Genomic DNA, 19813 nt, shown 5'->3' on the forward strand with positions numbered 1-19813 from the left:
TCAACAGGGTCGAACCGTCTACCATATTCATTGGGAGACCTCAAGCTTTGGTGTCGTTACCTTTATCTTGTGGTTTCCCCTTCTTTTTTGCTACCCCATCTCACATAAGGCGTTTTATAATAATGATTATCATTTTTATTTAACTTCAGCCTATGTCCGTCAAACCATTAAACTTTCTCCAACGTCCCCGTCGGTTGCGTCGGACTGCAAAGTTGCGCCAGATGGTGAGGGAAACAACTCTGAGTGTGGATGACTTGATTTATCCGATATTTGTGATGGAAGGCGAAGGGCAGAAAGTAGAAATTGCTTCTATGCCAGGATGTTATCGATATTCTTTGGATTTATTACTCAAAGAAATCGCCGAAGTATCTAGTTTGGGCATAAATGCGATCGCACTTTTCCCCGTCATCCCCGAACATAAAAAAGACGACACAGGTACAGAAAGCTATAACCCAGAAGGATTAGTACAACAAACAGTCAAAGCCATTAAACAAGTTGTTCCCGATATTGTAATCATCACCGATGTCGCCCTTGACCCCTTCACTACACATGGTCACGATGGCTTAGTTGATGAACAAGGCACAATTTTAAATGACCCCACGGTAGAAGTGTTAGTGAAAATGGCACTTTCCCAAGCCGCCGCCGGAGCAGATTTTGTCGCTCCTTCTGACATGATGGATGGGAGAATTGGAGCAATTCGTCAGGCTTTAGATGCAGAAGGTTATATCAATGTCGGGATTTTGGCATACTCCGCTAAATACGCCTCAGCTTACTATGGCCCCTTTCGAGATGCGTTAGAATCTGCGCCGAAATTTGGTGATAAAAAGACCTATCAAATGGATGCAGCCAACGCTAGAGAAGCCATCAAAGAAGTAGAACTAGACATTGCCGAAGGTGCAGATATTGTCATGGTTAAACCTGCTCTCGCTTATCTAGACATTATTCAACAAATTCGCATAGCCACCCAATTACCAGTAGCAGCCTACAACGTCAGTGGCGAATACGCCATGATTAAAGCCGCCTCTCAAATGGGTTGGATAGATGAAAAAAAAGTAATTTTAGAAACCTTGACCAGTATGAAACGTGCAGGTGCAGATTTAATTTTGACCTACTTCGCCAAAGATGTAGCGTTAATCAAGAAGTATGAAGTGTGAAGAGAATAGTAGGTTGGGTGGAGCGATAGCGTAACCCAACAAAGTATGCGTGAATGTTGGGTTCCGTTCCTCCACCAGTCTAAGTTTTTGCCTTAACTGAACTGTATTGACTTATGTAGAAACCCGAAAAGCAGTCTGAAATTGTTTTAGCCTCTAGCCTTTTGACAAATGACAAATAACTAATGACTAATGACTAACCACATTGACTTGGCTATTGTTGGTGCAGGGCCTCATGCTCTCACCTTAACTACCCATTTGTTGCAAAAACGGCAGTCAATTAGGGGTAAATTTTCGGTATTTGACCCTAGTGGGATGTGGTTGAGTGGTTGGAAGCAGCAATTTGCCGCATTAGAAATTCCCCATTTGCGTTCTCCTGCCGTCCATCATCCCGACCCCAACCCCTTTGCTTTACGCAAGTTTGCTGAATCTCGTCCTCAAGAATTATTTCCCCCCTACGATTTACCAGGGACAAAGTTATTTGAGGATTTTTGCCAAGATGTGATGCGAGTTTGGCATTTACAAGAGCAAGTAATTCCTTTAGCAGTCAAGGGTATTACACCTTTAGTTGATAATTTACGTCCCAAATTTCGCCTTAATTTGCATGATGGACAAGAGGTAATTGCTCGGCGGGTTGTATTGGCTACTGGTGGTTTTCAAATTCAATTACCAAATTGGGTTAAGGAAATCCCCACCACTTACCCACCAGATAGACTTTGCCACTCACAAAATATTGATTTACGCAAATCACACTTGACTGGTAAGAAAGTATTGATTGTCGGTGGTGGTTTGACAAGTGGACATTTGGCTATTGGCGCAATTTCTCGTGGTGCAAAGGTGCATTTGCTGATTCGGCGAAATTTAGCAGAGAAGTTGTTTGATGCGGAACCCGGATGGTTGGGGCCGAAATATCTCAAAGATTTTTTTGCTCAATCAAACTGGGAAAAACGCTGGACAATGATTCAGCAAGCCAGAAATGGTGGTTCTATGACACCGGCGATCGCAACTCAACTACGGCGACAAGTGCGAACTGGTAACATCAGAATTGACGAACAATGTCAAGTTATCAAGGCTGAATGGTTGGGTGAAAATTGGCGCGTCGAATGTAGTGATGGTAGCCAGCATGAGTTTGATTACATTTGGCTTTCCACTGGTACTAAATTTGATGTCACCACTGAACCCCTATTAACAGATATCCTCGCAGCTTATCCAATCCCAGTCATCAAAGGTTTGCCAGTGTTAGATACTAGTCTGCGTTGGCCTGGCTGTGAATTATTTATTATGGGTGGTCTCGCCGCTTTACAAGTCGGCCCAACAGCCAGAAATTTATCAGGTGCGAGAATGGCTTGCGAAAAAATTGTTCCAGCCATTGTCAAACCAAGTGTCTCCTTTTCTCCCAGCATTAGTACAGTTAAAGCCAGTTAAAGCAATGCAGTTAAGCCTTGGCAATTTAGACAGCTTTTAAGCTAACATGATAACGATTATCATTATGACTTAATTAAGTCATTTTTTAATTCAGTAGCAACTCATTTTGAACGCTGACGATTATGACCCAACTAACAGCAGCAAATACCAACCCTAGTTTTGATATTCCCAAACAAGGAATGCCCGTAACAATTATTACGGGATTTTTGGGCAGTGGTAAAACTACACTACTCAATCAAATTCTCAAAAATAAACATGATTTAAAAGTTGCCGTTTTAGTTAATGAATTTGGCGATATTAATATCGATAGCCAACTATTAGTTTCTTTAGACCAAGATATGGTCGAGTTAAGTAATGGTTGTATATGCTGCACTATCAACGATGGTTTAGTTGATGCTGTTTATCGGGTGTTAGAAAGAGAAAACCGCATTGATTATCTGGTAATTGAGACTACTGGTGTGGCTGACCCATTACCAATTATCTTAACTTTTTTGGGTACAGAACTCAGAGATTTAACTAACCTTGATTCGATTATCACAGTCGTAGATGCCGAGGCTTTTAATCCGCAACACTTTGAGAGTGAAGCAGCTTTAAAACAAATTACTTATGGTGATATGATTCTCCTGAATAAAACTGACCTAGCGACTACTGAAAAAATTCGAGAGGTAGAAGAATTTATTCATGATGTCAAAGATGGTGCGAGAATTATACACAGTAAATATGGTGAAGTACCAATACCATTGATTTTAGGTGTTGGTTTAACACCTAAACATGAATATATTGATGATCATGAACATGAACACTATGAACATAAACACCATGAACATCATCATCATCATCACGGACATCACTCTCATCATCTAGAAAATGATGGATTCGTCTCTATTGCTTTTGAGAGCGATCGCCCTTTTGATGTACATAAATTTGAAAATTTTCTCACAGAAGAAATGCCACAAAACGTATTTCGTGCTAAAGGCATTTTGTGGTTTAGCGATAGTGAGTTACGCCATATTTTTCAACTGAGTGGGCCACGTTACAACTTACACGCTGATGAATGGAGAAACACACCCAAAAATCAGCTAGTGTTTATCGGTAGAAAGTTGGATAGCAACCAAATTTATACACAACTTCACAAATGTTTGCTATAGTTAATATTGTTAAGTGATGTTCACAATTAGTTAATAGTCATATCTGGCTACGACACTGTTAACTAATTGTTGAAGAAGAATTCAGAAGTCAGAATACATCCATCAGAATCAATTAGTGGAAGATTCAGACCCGCCACTAATCGTACAGAATTCAATTCTGAATTCTGAATCCTGACTCCTGAATTCTATTTTGGTAAATTTATTCCAATTAAACCAATAACAATGACTCTATCGATTCGTCCCGATACTAATTCTGCTGCTCAAGTAGTGTCATCTTTACCTACTCAGCAATTACCAACTGTTACAGAAGCAGAAATGGTGCAGGCTGTACGTACATTGCTAATTGGATTAGGAGAAAACCCCGACCGCGAAGGGTTAATAGATACTCCCAAGCGTGTTGTAAAAGCATTGAAATTTCTCACCAAAGGGTATCATGAATCTCTAGATGAACTGCTAAATGGAGCAGTTTTTACTGAAGATGCCAATGAAATGGTATTAATTCGAGATATTGATATTTTTAGCTCTTGCGAACATCACATTTTACCGATTATTGGTCGAGCGCATGTTGCTTATATTCCCAATGGTAAGGTGATTGGATTATCAAAAATTGCGCGTATTTGTGAAATGTATGCACGCCGTTTACAAGTCCAAGAACGTCTGACTTTACAAATTGCGGATGCGTTACAAGGTTTACTCAAACCGCGAGGGGTAGCGGTTGTAGTTGAAGCCACTCATATGTGTATGGTAATGCGTGGTGTACAAAAACCTGGTTCTTGGACTGTGACAAGTGCAATGCGTGGTGTGTTTGCGGATGATGCACGCACTCGTGAGGAGTTTATGAATTTAGTGCGACACAATGTGAATTTTCACTCGTAAGTTTCATTTGTAGTAGACGTTTTGTTGTGATGTAGAGACAGAAAATTTTTTGTCTCTACATTTTTTATCGAATCAGCACTCAGCAATTATGCAGGCTTTTTCCCGATAATTGTCCGGTGGCGGGGGTCACTAGCAACTTCAATTGTGGGTGAAAAACCTGCTTCCTCTAAGGCTGCTGGAATGTCGAAACCGTAATAATCATCACTCCAAGGTTCCGTACTTTTCATTAAAGTATACAGGGCGGGAGGGAGATTTTGAATTACAGGCGATCGCGGGTTATTATCTACCAAGGCAATATAACCACCCGGTTTGAGTAGTCGTTTAGCCTCCGCGAAAATTTCTTTGCTGGCGTAGCTTGGCAATTCATGACACACAAATTGAAGTGTCACCAAATCAAAGGAATTATCTGGTAAGCCTGTATTTTCAGCTTTAGCATGAACCCATTGGGAAATCTCATTATTGACATCCCTCGCCTTAGCCACGGCCAGCATATACGGTGACAAATCTAAACCCACAGTCCGAATTGGCTGCTCTTGTTTCTCTTGATAGTAACGGTGCAGCGCCATCGTCGATAAACCTATCGAGCAGCCAATGTCCAAAATTTCCCTCACCTCCAAAGGGCCGTAAGCTGCCAAAACATCATGAAAAGTGCCTCTGAGTCTGGCGTGAGCCGCTTCCCAAGTCAGGTTTTCTTGCGGCCAAACACGCAAACACATAGCGTAGGTAGCTGACTCCGCTTCAAAAGCCGCTTCCCAACAAAGATTACCCTCAGCGTAAGCGTGGAATGGTACTTTGTAATATTCTGGATACGAAATTCCTGGGTTAGTAACTGCCCCTAGCAATTGTTTAGTCATCAGCCCTTGCAGAGCTTCAGAGTTTTTGCGCCAGGGAATTCCATTTTTTTCTGCTGTTGTGATTAATACCTGCCGAGCTTGGTATTTCATCACATTGTAAATAGGTTTGGTCTGGATGAGCAGATTAACGAACTTGGAGAGTATGCTTTCACCAGCCCAATCAGGTTTGACTTTATTTTTCATCACTTTGAGGAAATGAAGCGATAATTGCCTATACCTATTTTAAGTTTGATTGCTGCTTTCAAAAGCATCGTTTTTTCTATTCTTGCTTTTATAGCAGAAGGCAGGAGGAAAAGTCTTACTATTCCTGGCATTCAAGCTTTCAAATTGTCATAACATCTCTGACTACAGCTATAACTTCCCCAATTTAAGGCGCTTGTGTCATTTAACCCCAGTCGGAGGGTGTGTTAGGCGTAAGCCGTAACGCAGTGAGAAAGATGGTGCGTTACGGCTAATTCCCACTTTCCTGAGTTCCGAAATCCTTACATAGCCGTAACACACCCTACTTAATCCCGAATTTCTCACGTATGGGTAGCGGGTGTGGGGAGAGAGGGGAGTGTGGGGAGTGTGGGGGGAAAGATTTCTTCACCATCCTCCCAGACTTCCCACCCCTCCCACACCTCCCACACCCCTGGATTTCTCTCTTGTGAGAAATCCAGGTTAATATTTACCTTGAGATTAGCTAATAACTCTTTTTATCTAAGAGTGTTTCAAATTCTGCTTGCAAAGCCCTAATATCTGCAAGTCTGGCTACAACTAAATTATTTTGTCCTGCATCACTTAAACGTGCTTTCCAATATTGAATACTCTCGGAATGATTTACCCAAAACTTAACTACTGTGTCTACTACTTGGTCTAAATCCCAGCCCCATTTTGCGGGTACAGGTTCGACTGTTGCGATAAACGCATCGAGTGTACAGATGTGTGTGCCTAAGTATTCCACACCTGCATACTGTGGTTTTTGCATACTCTGTTGTTGATGGTTAAAAAACTGCAAAACGGGCGATACACCGACAATATCGAAAGTATATTTCATTGAGTTCATCCCAATAATTTACTACTGACAAGGAGATTTGTTTGGCGATAATGATGGTTAAAAATGATCTAATATCATCTATAAAAAAAAGAAGATTTTTATCTGATTTTTGAAGGAATAAATTTCCTTAATTATTAGCACTCTAGGCTGGAGAGTGCTAATTTTTAACCTAGTTAATTGCTGTATTACTAAAGAGTTTCCGACATATTTTTCTAAAAGTAATCTAGTTTTAATAATTTTTTAACTTTTAGATTTTAAAGCTTGTATTTTATCAATTACTTGCTGGTAAGCTGCTGTATCTAGAGCATCAGAAGTAAATAAATACAAAAACCGCAGCCAGATAATTCATCAGCTGCGGTAATTATGCTGTAGGTATTATTTCTGAGGTTATGCTTAAATCACAGCATCTTTGACTTGACGTTTTTTTAAGAAACTGGATATCAATGGCCGCTCAAAAAACAAGTAAAACCAATCAGCAATGATGAGTGCGATCGCTCCAAATCCAGCGATAATTACAATGCCCTAAAAGTAAGCAATGTTCTACTCTGTAAGCCTGATTACATTCGATAGAGTAGTCAATAAATCTGTAGTTGTGTAGGGCTTAGAGAGAAATTTGTCTGCACCAGCCGCGATCGCTTTTTGCTCATTGGCGGGTAAGCCACTGGTAGCAACTATCTTGACGTTGGGGTTGATGGTTCGCAGGGTGCGGATGGCGGTTAATCCGTCCATGTTGGGCATAACCATATCTAGCAAGACAGCACTGATTTCTGGTTGATATTCAACATAGAGAGCGATCGCCTCAATGCCATCTTTAGCTACAAGGGTTTTGTAGTTATAATCTGCTAGGGTTTCTTGTGTAATTTGGTGGACGATTGTTTCATCATCGACAACTAAAATCAACTCACCGTTACCTCTAGGCAATTCTGTCTTTGCTATGGACTCGGTTGCTGTTCCTGCCGCTCTGAGTAAGAACACCTGAAATTCTGTACCTTGACCTACCTGACTCGCCACTTCTACAAAACCACCGTGGTTCTTGACGATACCTAAAACCGTTGATAGTCCTAGCCCTGTACCTTTACCGACTTCTTTCGTGGTAAAAAAGGGATCAAATATGCGTTCTAAGATTTCTGGCGGAATTCCTGTGCCTGTATCTGAGATGGTGACAACAATGTAGTCTCCTGCTTTCGACTCTAGGTGCATTCGGGCATAGGTAGAGTCAATTACCCGATTGGCGGCAGTGATGGTAAGCTTACCACCATTGGGCATAGCATCACGGGCATTGACTGCCAAGTTCATGAACACCTGTTCTAATTGAGTGGGATCGGCTTGCACCATCCACAAGGTGTTTGTCGGAATATCAGTAATAATTTCAATGGATTTAGGAAATGTCTGTTGGATGACTTTGGCTAATTCTTTGAGCAAATGTCCAGGTTGCAGGAGGATGCGTTGACCTTCGGTACCACGGGCAAAGGTGAGAATTTGTTTTACTAAATCAGAGCCACGCTTGGAGCTAGTTTCTAGAGTTTTGAACAGTTCTTGAGTCCTTGTATCCACATTTTTACATCTGGAAGGCAACAGTTGGGCAATCATCACAATGGGAGCAAACACATTATTGAGGTCGTGAGCAATGCCACTGGCGAGAGTTCCTATACTTTCCAGCCGTTGAGCGCGGTAAAATTGCTGCTCTAGTTGTTTTTTCTCGGTGATATCGGTGTTAACTACTAAGATTGATGGGGAATCTCCGAATTGATTGTGTACTAGTGTCCACCGACTAGCAACAATAATTTCTTGAGCATTTTTGGTGGTTTGCTCTAATTCTCCATGCCAAGAACCTTGTTCGAGAGTGGTTGTTACAGCTGCTTCCAATTGAGACGAGGATTCTTTATGGAAAAGTTCATGGGCTAATTTCCCCACAGTTTCCTCTGCTGTCCAACCGTATAAGTTTTCCGCCCCTCGACTCCAGAACAAAATGCGGTTTGCTAAATCACGGACAAAAATGGCATCTGTCGCAACATTAATTAAAGCTGCTTGTTGACGGATTTGCTCTTGGGCTTGTTTGCGCTCTGTTATATCTGTGGAAACACCACAAATCGCATAGGGTTCACCAGTCGCATCACAGAGGGGAAACTTGACAGTTAAGTAAGTGTGTAGCCCATCCTCAAATTGAATTTCTTCCTCAAACTGCAAAGGAGTCCTAGAAGTGAGAACCTCTTGATCATTTCTACTTAAGGATTGAGTAGTTTCAGGAGAGAAGATTTTTACATTAGTTTCATTTTTGACTTGCTCTCGTGTCAGGTGGGTGATTCTTGCAAATTCGGAATTCACCAGAATATGCCGTCCCTGCATATCCTTAACATAGATAACAGCCGGGCAATTATCTATAATCGCCTGTAATTTTTGCTCACTTTCTCTCAGAGCTATTTCAGCCTGTTTACGTTCAGTGATATCCATATTCACCCCAATCATCTGGAGTGGCTCACCCGTGATGTCATCGTATAATACTTGACCTTTACATAATGACCAACCAACTGTACCATCTGGGTAAAGAAACCGGAATTCGATATCATGGGGTACTTGCTGGTCAATGGCTCGCAACGCTGATTGATGCAGCAGATCTCGGTCTTCAGGATGGACAATGAGATTTAAAAAATTTTCATAGCTGACATCAAACGTATCAGGGGTTAAACCAAATAAAGAAAACAGATGATCAGACCAGATAACTTTATTGGTTTGCAGATTCCAGTCCCAAGTACCAGTATTAGCAGCCCAGAGTGCTAGTTTTAGCCGTTGCTCGCTTTTTTGCAGTTTTGCCTCAGCTTGTTTGCGTTCTGTAATGTCCTGATGCACTCCAATCATGCGGATTGGTTTCCCAACTTCATCGTAGAAGACGTTTCCTTTGCCACTTGCCCAGTGTATTGTACCATCAAGCCACACTACCCGAAACTCGACATTACAGATGGTATTTTGCTCAATAGACTGCATCAGGTGTTGTTCTACAAATTCTCGGTCTTCAGGGTGGATGAAATTTACAAATGATTCAAACCTGTTGTTGAATGTCTGGGGATCGATATTAAATAAAGAACACATACTCTCAGACCAGACCACCTCATTAGTTTGCAGATTCCAGTCCCACATACCTGTGCTACTGGCTGAGAGTGCCAGTTGTAGCCGTTGCTCGCTGTTTTGCAGATTTGCTTTAGCCTGCTGGCGATCGCTCACATCCCGGATGATGGAAAGATGGCGATGTGGTATGAAATTGGCAACCGCCGCAAATTCTGTTGCTCTGACTGTACCGTTGGGACGATGCAATTGAAACTCACCCGATATTTGTTCTTGTTCACGGAAGTGTTGCCAAGCTTGGGTAAAATTAAATTCTGGTGCGGCAAAATCCGCAATTGTGGAGGCTAAAAGTTCTTCCCTAGATACACCAAATAATTCGCAAGCTGCTGCATTGACATCCACATAACGTCCCTCATCATTCGCAATCAGGATCGCATCCAAAGCGTGATCAAACAAGGCTTGCAACTGCTGTTCACGCTGTTGCAGACGTGCATTAGCTTGCACCAATTCGGCTGTCCGCACCACCACCCGCAACTCTAATTCTTGTTGAGTTTGGCGCAGTGATTCCTCAACTTGCTGGCGTTGTTTGATTTGTGCTTCTAACTGCTGGTTGGTTTGCTGGAGTTGAACTGTTTGTTCTGCAACTTTGCCTTGTAAGGCTTGGATGACTTTGACTATTTCTACAGGATCAAGCACTTGCAGGAGATTGGTTTGTGTCACTAGTCCTTGCAGTTGGCCTTGTTCACCCACCACGACTAACCGTCGCACCCCTCGCGCTTGCATTAACTGATGAACAGTCCACAAAGATTCACTGGGACTGACACTTAATACAGGGGAACTCATCACGGTTTGCGCTGGGGTTTGGGCGATATCTAGTCCCTGCAACTGGACTTTGAGAATATCTTTCTCGGTGATTATCCCCACCGGAATCAACTTTGTCTCTTGTGGGGCGACAATGACAACACAACTGATGCGGCGATCGCTCATCATCTGAGATAATTCCAACACAGATGTAGTGGGCAGTGCATGAATAATTTCCGTTGCCATCACCTCTGTCACACATTGCAGTTTCAGCAGATGCGCTGGTTGGATCACCTGACGGATTCTGTCTTGAGTAATCAAGCCTAACAATTGCCCTTGCTCATCTACCACAGGCAAATGGCGAATGTGATGCTGGTCTATGAAAGCTAAAGCAGTGAGAGCATTTTGAGCCGCAGCCCGTGTCAAGGTAATGACTGGCTGAGTCATCACTTCGGAAATTTTTACCCTGGATAAATCTACCCCTGCGCCAGTGAGCCTGACTACATCACGTAAAGTTAATATACCTACTAAGTTTTTTTCTTCAACTACTAAAACACAACTACTAAAATCAGATGCAGAATCCACTATACTGCTGCTTACAGGATTCATGAGAGCAATTACATCAACAAGCAGAGTATCCGGTAACACAGTTAAAGGGTAACATTCCATTACCTGCTCTAAGGTAGGTAAATCCACAGGATAAAGTGATGGCATTAGTTAAGTGTTTCCGTGAAAGCAATAAAAAAGTGATATTAAAAATCTGAACAGCAAAAAATCAGCTTAAAAAGTATGAATCTTCAGGCCAGATGACAAAATTTAGCTTTTTTCTCAAATCACAGTTCTGATGTTAATTTTGGCTAATATTAGGAATCCGATTTGATTTCTGAATCTAGTTGTGTAGGCAGGGAGTAGGGAGTAGGAAAGAAGCTTGACCTGGGTGTACTGATTGTTTTCATAAATCAAATATGAGTCCTATATACTGAGATATTATTTTGTAATTTTAATAACTTTTTATGATTAAATACCTTAGATTGATTATACAACTATTTACAAAACACAAACTAAGCAACTCTAGGAGTTAATTTCTTTCCAAGGATTGTTACAGTATAAAAAATATCAAGGTTTTGAAAATTAATGTGGTTTGCTCCGTCTCCGTATTTAGCTTTTAATCAAAAAATCTATTTTAATTAGGTTAAAATCTGATTTATAGTTATGACAAAAACATCAGTATCTAGTGGTTTTACTAGTTGTAAAAAAAGTTAAAAATTTTGCATAATGCTATTTTTGCAAGCTGGTGTAATCGCTAATCGCTTGCTGCTGCTCTTATTAGAAAATGCGTGATATTCCACTATCACAAAATCCCAAGGAGATCGCGATTTTCTCCTCTAGCTCCCCCAGCCTCAACCGAGCAAGGAAGTTATGCAGTATTGGCAGATGAAAGCTTTACCATTAAAGCGTTTGAGTAAGTAAACAAATTTTTTCTGGAATTGATTTTCTTACTTGCGCCCTATTTGATAAGTAAATATGGCTTTTCCTCGTCTGCTGAGGTACAATCACTCACAACTACTTTGAGCAACAGACCAAGGCTATCAACGATTGTCTGCAAAAACCGCAGCCAAATAATTAATTAGCTGCGGTAATTATGCTTTAGGGATTATTTCTGAGGTTGTGCTTAAATCACCGCATCTTTGACTTTACGTTTCTTTAAGAAGCTGGACATAAATGGCCGCTCAAAGAACAAGTAAAACCAATAACCAATGATAAGTGACATTGCTGTACCGAGTAAGTATGACGCAGCAGCAAACATATCTGGTGAAATTGGTAGATAAAACAAAAAGTAACGCACAAAAACTAAGACTGGCCCATGAGTTAGATATAGGCTATAAGAAAATGTACCAAGTGCGATCGCTAAAGGATGTTCTAATATCCGTAATACTAAAGATGGCGGTTTACCTGCAATTATTGATTTGGTTAAGGAAACAAATAGACAAGCAAATGCAAGACCAGCAAAACTCTGATTAATCCATATATGCAGTCCTAGCCTGCGCCATTCTGTGATAAAGGCTATACAAGTAAAGATGATAGCCAGCCAACCCCAAGGTAGAGAATTTCTCATGGCTACTAGCCGGGGCTTTTGGGAAAATCCAATATCTGCGGCTACCATTCCTAAACAGAATATGCCTAATAACCAAGGATTAGCTTGTTCCATAAATCCATTGAACAAGTATATAGGTATTAACCCAATAGTAAAAGCGATGATCACAAGCATTAACAGTCCAAAACGCCGCCAGATAGGCAACAATAATAGTGGAAACAAAAAGTACATTTGCCATTCTGTGGCAATACTCCACATGGGTGGGTTGATAGTGATGTATGTATGTTCACTAAAGTTGTGAACTAATAACAAGTGAGTGACGACATCAACCCAGTTAAATTTCGGGTCAAATGAGCCTAAGCCTGCGGCTTTATCCCATTGAAAACTGGTGAATTGCTCGCAGATAAAGATAACTGCTCCTATTAGTATGCAGATAAATAAAGCGATGTAGTAAGGTGGTAAAATTCGCCGCGATCGCCTCTTGATATAATTAATCAAACTTCCTTGTAATTCACCATCGTAAGAACGCACTACTGGCAGCATTAAAACATAGCCAGAAAGCACGATAAAACTAATAACACTAAATGCACCATATTTCATAATTCTCACAAAAATAAACCAATGAAAAGGTAATTGTTCTGTGATTGCTGGTTCAACATGAACAAGTACTACATATAGCGATGCTAATCCACGTAAGCCATCTAAATAAGGAAGATGAAGCCGCTTCTGGGTAGAGTTTTCTGTGATTTTAGTCATGCAATTAATTTCCTACTATTTTTGAAATGGTAGATACCCAGATTTATTAGTAGTCAAATCCTGGTTTGAAATACATCTTGCATTAATTACTTGATTGTCTAAAAATATTGCAAGAAAAATAAAACAGCCAATCTTGTTTTTTCAAACATTTGAAAAAACATTGCAGCATTTATGATTAAAAGCTATTCAATTCGGCTTTTAATTGATGTGTATGTACAAAAAACAATTAAATATGATTGTTGCCAGAAAGATGTAAGTATTGGAATGATTATTTCACTTACCAGCAAAGACAAGCATATGAATATGACTTACGCAGTGATACGCAAAATTAAGAGTTTGATTGAAGATGAAAAGGGATAGAGGTTTAGGTGAGCAAAACCACTACACCCAGCCTTAACATATAGCCTTAGTGCGTAAGTCCTGATTAAATTAAGGGGGAGTTTCTCCAACTTCAGCCATTACATTGAAGTTAATCATCGGAGCAAACAAATAAACACTTCCCCGATTACTATAACGGCTTCCTTGCAGCCAGTTTTTTGTGTCTGCTGCTGTTTTTATCATTACGTACACAGAGAATTTAATATCTACTCAAGCGCCTTTATAGTGACACAATTGATGTGCTTTCACCATCCTAAAAGAGACTCCACAAATTATCATCAAGAAACGATAAAGTTTAAATAACAAATATAAAGATTTAAATTTTAGTAAGATTATACAATCCGTATTTTCTGAAATCTGGGAATGAATTATACCAATTTAAATTTTCTCTATATCAAATAAAGAAACACGAGAAATCAGAAATAATACAGATATTAAAGATTACTGATTGTTGTATTATCTGTATTTTATTAATTGATCAGCTTCGCTGTATCGGGCAGAATTTTTACTCTTACTCAAGCAAAATATAACTAAAAATTAATACATAGAACAAGCATTTAAATATAATTTTCTGTCAATCATTAATTGTAATTGTGTTGGATTTTACAAAAATTATTTTTGTTTAATTCCTAAAACACCAATAATTATGAGTTATAGTGAACTTTCCTCGGTTTTCAATGCTGAATAAAAAATCATAATATGCGTTATTTATCACTTTCTTTGATCAGTATGTTAACGGTTGTCAGTTTTAGTGCTAATACTGTGGCGCTGGCAAATACACAAGCTCAAACGACAAAAACATATTTAGTACAAAAAACCAACTGTAATGACCCGCAAACTCAATTAGAAATTAATATCTGCTCACAGTTGTCATATCAAAATGCAGATAAAAAATTGAACCAAGTTTATAAACAACTGTTACCAAAGTTGTCAAAGACTAGACAGCAAAAATTAATTGCTGCACAGTTAGCCTGGATTAAGTTTCGTGACGCTAGTTGTGAGTTTGAAAGAAGTGCATACGAAGGGGGAAGTATTGCGCCTGCGATTTATGCTGGCTGCTTAGAAGAAGCGACAAACCAGCGAACTCAACAATTGCGCGAGTATCTTCAACATGATGGTTAATAACTATCCGTCCTATGCTTAAAAAAAGAGGCAAGGTAGACAAGGAAGATAGGGGAGACAAGGGAGACAAGGGAGACAAGGTAGACAAGGAAGATAGGGGAGACAAGGGAGATAGGTTTGTTAATGACTATAGAAGCAGAAGCTACAAGAGAAAAGTAGTTTATGAAGCATTTTTTTGCTGGGATGCTTAACTTAAACGAGTAGCAGATTTTTTGTTAAAAAATGTAAATGAAATTCAAGCTAAAGTTGCGTTTAATTAAGCGATCGCAATGCGGGAAGTCACTCACTGCGGTAGTCTAGATGAATGTGAATGTATCGCCTGGTTTGACATAACGTTATTATGACTTCAGTTGTTTCCAGTGCAACCCGCACGATTCGTATTGGTTCTCGTAAAAGTCAACTTGCTCTAGTTCAAACATACTGGGTAAGAGAGCAACTACAAAAAAGTTTCCCAGATATCAATTTTGAAGTCCACACCATGTCTACCCAAGGCGACAAAATCCTGGATGTAGCGTTGGCGAAGATTGGCGATAAAGGACTATTTACAAAAGAACTCGAACTGGGAATGATCAACCAAGAAATTGACTTTGCAGTTCATTCCCTCAAGGATCTGCCGACTAATTTACCAGAAGGCTTAACCTTAGCAGCAATCACCGAACGGGAAAACCCCGCCGATGCTTTAGTTGTGCATGAAAAGTATAAAGACAAGCAAATTGATACTTTGCCAGAGGGTGCAGTCATTGGCACATCCTCATTGCGACGATTGGCACAGTTACGCAATCAATTTCCCCACTTTACCTTTAAAGATGTGCGCGGTAACTTGAATACCCGCTTGGCAAAACTTGATGCTGGTGAATATGATGCCCTGATTTTAGCAGCTGCTGGGTTACAACGCTTGGGTATGGGCGATCGCGTTCATCAAGTTATTCCCAAAGAAATTTCATTGCACGCTGTCGGACAAGGTGCTTTAGGGATAGAATGTCGGGCTGATGACCAAGATTTGATATCTTTACTCAAAGCCATTGAACACCCTGAAACTCGCGATCGTTGTTTAGCAGAAAGAGCATTCTTACGTGACCTTGAAGGTGGTTGCCAAGTACCCATCGGTGTAAATACAGAAATTGTTGATGGTAATTTAACATTAACAGGTGTAGTCGCCAGTGTAGATGGCCAAAAACTTGTTAAAGATACCGTCACAGGTGCAGCCAGCAACGCCGAAGCATTAGGGACAGAATTAGCTAACCTTCTACGGGAACAAGGCGCTCAAGAAATTCTTGAGCAAATCTTTGCTGAAATCCAACGGGGTTCTTAGGATACTGGCAAACAGATGTGGTTAGATAAGAGTTGAGATTAAAGGATGAAGTGTAAAGGATCAAGATTCTTTGATTAAACTGCCTTTATACTTCAGACTTCTTGTGAAAATATAGGCAGAACCGGGGAAACAACAAAGACCATGCGGATTCTATTCGTTGCAGCAGAAGCAGCTCCCGTTGCGAAAGTAGGAGGAATGGGTGATGTTGTGGGAGCATTACCTAAAGTCTTAAGAGAAATGGGGCATGATGTCCGCATCTTCTTGCCTTACTACGGGTTTTTACCAGACAAAATGGAAATCCCCAAAGACCCGATTTGGTGGGGATATGCCATGTTTCAGGACTTTGCAGTTTACGAAAGTGTGCTGCCCGGTACGGATGTGCCTTTGTATTTATTTGGACATCCTGTATTTAATCCCCGCCGCATCTATTCGGGAGAAGACGAAGATTGGCGGTTCACCTTTTTTGCCAATGGCGCGGCTGAGTTCTGCTGGAATTACTGGAAGCCAGACATCATCCACTGTCACGACTGGCACACAGGGATGATTCCTGTGTGGATGCACCAAGACCCAGATATCACCACGGTGTTTACAATACATAACCTGGCTTATCAAGGGCCGTGGCGTTGGTATCTAGATAAAATTACTTGGTGTCCTTGGTATATGCAAGGACACAACACAATGGCGGCAGCAGTACAGTTTGCTGACAGGGTAAATACCGTTTCCCCCACCTATGCCGAACAAATCAAAACACCTGCGTATGGTGAAACTATCGAAGGTTTGCTGTCATTTATCAGTGGGAAGTTATCAGGGATTGTCAATGGTATAGATACTGAGGTTTACAACCCAGTCAATGATAAATATATTGCTCAAACTTTCACGCCTGACACGATAGATCAGCGTAAGAAAAATAAGGTTGCGTTACAAGAAGAAATGGGGTTAGAGGTCAACTCTCAAGCCTTTTTAATTGGGATGGTGAGCCGGTTAGTCGAGCAGAAAGGCTTGGATTTGGTCATTCAAATTTTAGACCGCTTCATGGCTTATACAGATGCTCAATTTGTGTTGCTAGGGACAGGCGATCGCTATTATGAAACTCAAATGTGGCAATTAGCATCCCGCTACCCCGGACGTATGGCGACATATTTACTCTACAACGATGCCCTATCCCGCCGGATTTATGCTGGAACTGATGCCTTTTTAATGCCCAGCCGTTTTGAACCCTGCGGTATCAGCCAAATGATGGCAATGCGCTATGGTTCCGTTCCCATCGTCCGTCGCACCGGGGGATTAGTTGACACAGTATCCCACCACGACCCCATTAACGAAGCGGGTACAGGTTATTGCTTCGACCGCTACGAACCATTGGATTTGTTTACCTGCATGATTCGCGCTTGGGAAGGTTTTCGTTACAAACCCCAGTGGGGCGAACTGCAAAAACGCGGGATGAATCAAGACTTTAGCTGGTATCGTTCAGCCAAGCAGTACGATAAACTGTATCGTTCCATGTATGGCTTACCCGACCCAGAAGAACAAGCACCACAGCCAAAGTTAGTTTTAAATCAGTAAGTTTCAACGCAGGGTTTTGTCTGTGTAGCTGCGACTTCAGTCGCTTGGTGCAAGATATGAATTAACGCAGAGGAACACAGAGAGTTTTGGTTTTCCATCTGCGTTTATCTGCGTTTAATTATTCTCTAAATGCAATGACTGAGGAACTCCAAAGAGCCGATAATGATTCGCCGTGGAAAGAAATTTTAGAAGCATACTTTCCCCAAGCAATGCAGTTTTTCTTTCCCCAAACAGCCGCACTAATTAATTGGGAACGCCCCCACGAGTTTCTCGACAAGGAATTTCAAGTGCGAATCGTTCTGTTGAAATAAGCCAAGTAACCTAGAACGGCTTAGGGATAACAGGCAGGGTAATAAGAAAAGGGAAAACCTTAACAAAAACCCTGACAACTGATAGACCATGTAGGTGAGAATCCTACCCCGTAGGTGCAACGGTGAAAGCATCACCCCCAGGTTAGCGAATAGTCATCAACGCCTGAAGCGGGGTGAAAAGGCGGCACTACTGGAAGCCTAATCCGGTATTCTGTCCAGCAAAGTACCCATGAATAAGGAAAAGCTTGAAGATGTGATTGATACATCGTTACTTTGCAACCAGCGAAATAAGGCTGATTGCGCTGGAGCCAAAAGGCAAAGGATAAGGGAGTTGGCGGGTTTGAAGCCGACCAATATGCACTTCCAAAAAACCCGGTGTAGAGCATCATTCTAAAGGTACGTAGTATGGTCTTTCGGAACGAGATAACCTTTCGTTTGCTCAATGGCAGAACAATCTCCCATTGTAGGTACTAACCAGATGCAGCGAGTAGGAAAGATTGAGTCAAAAGCGAAAGCCTGGGGTAATGCCCAGGATATGCAGACAGACTCACGGTGAAGTGGAAGATAAAGTCTCCAGTAGGAGTATAAATGTCTAATACGAGTTTTAAGACTACGGTAGAATGGAACGCGATTAACTGGCGAAAGCTAGAACGTCGAGTTTATCAGCTCCAAAAGCGAATTTATCAAGCCTCTAGTCGTGGTGATATAAAAACATACCGTAGACTTCAGAAGACGCTGATGAAGTCCTGGTCAGCAAGAGCATTGGCGGTTCGTCGGGTGACTCAAGACAACCAAGGAAAAAAGACGGCAGGTGTGGATGGTGTGAAATCATTGTCCCCAAAGAAACGTCTGCGCCTGATAGGTGAATTAAAACTAGGGTCAAAGGTCAGCCCAACTAGGCGAGTATGGATTCCTAAGCCTGGGACGGAAGAAAAACGACCTTTAGGAATACCGACAATTTTTGACCGCGCCTTGCAATGCCTCGTCAAACTGGCTTTAGAACCAGAATGGGAGACACGATTTGAACCTAATTCATACGGGTTCAGAGCCGGACGCTCATGCCATGATGCGATTGAGGCAATTTTCTGTGCAATTAAGCAAAAGCCAAAGTATGTGCTAGATGCCGATATTGCAAAATGTTTCGACCGCATCAACCATTCAGCACTGTTACAAAAATTAAATACATTCCCCACCATGCGCCGACAAATTCGGGGATGGTTAAAAGCGGGAGTGATGGATGGAAAACAGTTGTTTCCAACATCAGAGGGTACACCACAGGGTGGAACAATTTCACCGTTGTTGTCTAATATAGCCCTCCACGGGATGGAAAATCGGATTCAGGAATATGCCAAAACCATTGACATGAAAAAGTCAAAAGGAAAAGGACAACTCGGCTGGCAAGCAAAATGCACCAGCCTAAACCTGATACGATATGCCGATGACTTCGTAATTCTCCACGAAAACATAACCGTTGTTCAAAGATGTCGAGAAATTATCTCGGAATGGTTAGACAGCATGGGTTTGGAATTAAAGCCAAGTAAGACGAGGCTCACCCATACCCTGAATAGTTACGGAGAACAAAAACCAGGATTCGATTTCCTGGGTTTCAATATCCGACAATGGGTAGTAGGAAAAACACACTCTAAACAAGGCTTTAAAACTCTCATCACCCCAAGCCAAAAAAAATGCTCGGTACATTATGACCACATCGCCAGCATCATAGATGCACATAAGGCTGCCCCACAATCGGCACTCATTAGCCGACTCAATCCTATTATCCGGGGATGGGCAAATTACTATGCGACAGTAGTTATACCAATTCTCTATGAACCTGCATAGAATAAAGCTTGATGGAAAAGAGCTTCAAGGATGAAATCATAACTGGTCAAAGAGGATACTAATTCAGAAGATAATTGAGCTAATAT

15 protein-coding genes are annotated in these 19813 nt (G+C 41.2%); 10 read left to right on the forward strand and 5 right to left on the reverse strand.

The window, feature by feature from the left end; all coding sequences use genetic code 11:
• The first annotated feature begins 152 nt into the window (after window positions 1-152).
• From hemB to folE, 4 genes are all read left to right on the forward strand, one after another.
• A complete protein-coding gene (gene hemB / locus H6G74_RS29310; RefSeq protein ID WP_190971082.1) occupies window positions 153-1154 on the forward strand; it encodes a porphobilinogen synthase in 1002 nt (333 codons plus the stop codon).
• Window positions 1155-1343: 189 nt separating this feature from the next.
• Entirely contained in the window at window positions 1344-2576 is a 1233-nt protein-coding gene (locus H6G74_RS29315) for an FAD/NAD(P)-binding protein (RefSeq protein WP_190971083.1), read from the forward strand.
• Window positions 2577-2698: 122 nt separating this feature from the next.
• Window positions 2699-3724 (forward strand): CobW family GTP-binding protein, encoded by a 1026-nt coding sequence (locus H6G74_RS29320; protein WP_190971084.1) that lies wholly within the window; start codon window positions 2699-2701, stop codon window positions 3722-3724.
• A gap of 222 nt (window positions 3725-3946) precedes the next feature.
• The gene (gene folE / locus H6G74_RS29325) at window positions 3947-4600 is read left to right on the forward strand and encodes a GTP cyclohydrolase I FolE (protein WP_190971085.1); all 654 of its coding nucleotides are present in this window, start codon (window positions 3947-3949) and stop codon (window positions 4598-4600) included.
• Between the two features lie 86 nt (window positions 4601-4686).
• On the opposite strand, the gene H6G74_RS29330 is transcribed toward folE, so the two are convergent.
• The 5 genes from H6G74_RS29330 to H6G74_RS31690 form a co-directional block, all read right to left on the reverse strand.
• Entirely contained in the window at window positions 4687-5637 is a 951-nt protein-coding gene (locus tag H6G74_RS29330; RefSeq protein WP_190971092.1) for a class I SAM-dependent methyltransferase, read from the reverse strand.
• A 499-nt stretch (window positions 5638-6136) separates the two neighbouring features.
• Window positions 6137-6490, reverse strand: a complete 354-nt coding sequence (locus H6G74_RS29335) for a hypothetical protein (protein ID WP_190971086.1) — start codon at window positions 6488-6490, stop codon at window positions 6137-6139.
• Window positions 6491-7030: 540 nt separating this feature from the next.
• Window positions 7031-11065, reverse strand: coding sequence for a PAS domain S-box protein (locus tag H6G74_RS29340; protein WP_190971087.1), 4035 nt, complete (start codon window positions 11063-11065; stop codon window positions 7031-7033).
• Window positions 11066-12023: 958 nt separating this feature from the next.
• Complete coding sequence (locus tag H6G74_RS29345; RefSeq protein ID WP_190971088.1) at window positions 12024-13202, reverse strand: acyltransferase family protein; 1179 nt, start codon at window positions 13200-13202, stop codon at window positions 12024-12026.
• Window positions 13203-13631: 429 nt separating this feature from the next.
• Window positions 13632-13763 (reverse strand): hypothetical protein, encoded by a 132-nt coding sequence (locus H6G74_RS31690; protein WP_277927189.1) that lies wholly within the window; start codon window positions 13761-13763, stop codon window positions 13632-13634.
• Window positions 13764-14279: 516 nt separating this feature from the next.
• On the opposite strand from H6G74_RS31690, the gene H6G74_RS29350 reads away from it, so the two are divergent.
• From H6G74_RS29350 to ltrA, 6 genes are all read left to right on the forward strand, one after another.
• A complete protein-coding gene (locus tag H6G74_RS29350) occupies window positions 14280-14702 on the forward strand; it encodes a lysozyme inhibitor LprI family protein (protein ID WP_190971089.1) in 423 nt (140 codons plus the stop codon).
• Between the two features lie 14 nt (window positions 14703-14716).
• Window positions 14717-14893, forward strand: a complete 177-nt coding sequence (locus tag H6G74_RS30985; protein ID WP_206757000.1) for a hypothetical protein — start codon at window positions 14717-14719, stop codon at window positions 14891-14893.
• A gap of 149 nt (window positions 14894-15042) precedes the next feature.
• On the forward strand, window positions 15043-16014 hold the full coding sequence (gene hemC / locus H6G74_RS29355; RefSeq protein WP_190971090.1) for a hydroxymethylbilane synthase: 972 nt from the start codon (window positions 15043-15045) through the stop codon (window positions 16012-16014).
• A 141-nt stretch (window positions 16015-16155) separates the two neighbouring features.
• Window positions 16156-17577: a glycogen synthase GlgA gene (gene glgA / locus H6G74_RS29360; RefSeq protein WP_190971091.1), complete on the forward strand. Its 1422-nt coding sequence runs from the start codon at window positions 16156-16158 to the stop codon at window positions 17575-17577.
• Window positions 17578-17711: 134 nt separating this feature from the next.
• Window positions 17712-17888, forward strand: a complete 177-nt coding sequence (locus H6G74_RS29365) for a hypothetical protein (protein WP_190971093.1) — start codon at window positions 17712-17714, stop codon at window positions 17886-17888.
• 588 nt (window positions 17889-18476) lie between these two features.
• Window positions 18477-19727 carry a group II intron reverse transcriptase/maturase gene (gene ltrA / locus H6G74_RS29370; RefSeq protein WP_199341160.1) on the forward strand — a complete coding sequence of 417 codons (1251 nt, stop codon included), beginning with the start codon at window positions 18477-18479 and terminating at the stop codon, window positions 19725-19727.
• The last annotated feature ends 86 nt before the right edge of the window (window positions 19728-19813 follow it).

It is taken from the genome of Nostoc spongiaeforme FACHB-130 (assembly GCF_014698475.1).
In the GTDB taxonomy this organism is placed as follows: domain Bacteria; phylum Cyanobacteriota; class Cyanobacteriia; order Cyanobacteriales; family Nostocaceae; genus Nostoc_B; species Nostoc_B spongiaeforme.

What these genes read in the sequence shown, in the direction of transcription:
- H6G74_RS29320 (WP_190971084.1), top strand. Translation starts at nt 2,699, where the DNA reads ATGACCCAACTAACAGCAGCAAATACCAACCCTAGTTTTGATATTCCC.
- H6G74_RS29365 (WP_190971093.1), top strand. Translation starts at nt 17,712, where the DNA reads ATGACTGAGGAACTCCAAAGAGCCGATAATGATTCGCCGTGGAAAGAA.
- hemC (WP_190971090.1), top strand. Translation starts at nt 15,043, where the DNA reads ATGACTTCAGTTGTTTCCAGTGCAACCCGCACGATTCGTATTGGTTCT.
- hemB (WP_190971082.1), top strand. Translation starts at nt 153, where the DNA reads ATGTCCGTCAAACCATTAAACTTTCTCCAACGTCCCCGTCGGTTGCGT.
- ltrA (WP_199341160.1), top strand. Translation starts at nt 18,477, where the DNA reads ATGTCTAATACGAGTTTTAAGACTACGGTAGAATGGAACGCGATTAAC.
- folE (WP_190971085.1), top strand. Translation starts at nt 3,947, where the DNA reads ATGACTCTATCGATTCGTCCCGATACTAATTCTGCTGCTCAAGTAGTG.
- H6G74_RS29345 (WP_190971088.1), bottom strand. Translation starts at nt 13,202, where the DNA reads ATGACTAAAATCACAGAAAACTCTACCCAGAAGCGGCTTCATCTTCCT.
- H6G74_RS30985 (WP_206757000.1), top strand. Translation starts at nt 14,717, where the DNA reads ATGCTTAAAAAAAGAGGCAAGGTAGACAAGGAAGATAGGGGAGACAAG.
- H6G74_RS29335 (WP_190971086.1), bottom strand. Translation starts at nt 6,490, where the DNA reads ATGAAATATACTTTCGATATTGTCGGTGTATCGCCCGTTTTGCAGTTT.
- H6G74_RS29340 (WP_190971087.1), bottom strand. Translation starts at nt 11,065, where the DNA reads ATGCCATCACTTTATCCTGTGGATTTACCTACCTTAGAGCAGGTAATG.
- glgA (WP_190971091.1), top strand. Translation starts at nt 16,156, where the DNA reads ATGCGGATTCTATTCGTTGCAGCAGAAGCAGCTCCCGTTGCGAAAGTA.
- H6G74_RS29315 (WP_190971083.1), top strand. Translation starts at nt 1,344, where the DNA reads ATGACTAACCACATTGACTTGGCTATTGTTGGTGCAGGGCCTCATGCT.
- H6G74_RS29330 (WP_190971092.1), bottom strand. Translation starts at nt 5,637, where the DNA reads ATGAAAAATAAAGTCAAACCTGATTGGGCTGGTGAAAGCATACTCTCC.
- H6G74_RS31690 (WP_277927189.1), bottom strand. Translation starts at nt 13,763, where the DNA reads ATGATAAAAACAGCAGCAGACACAAAAAACTGGCTGCAAGGAAGCCGT.
- H6G74_RS29350 (WP_190971089.1), top strand. Translation starts at nt 14,280, where the DNA reads ATGCGTTATTTATCACTTTCTTTGATCAGTATGTTAACGGTTGTCAGT.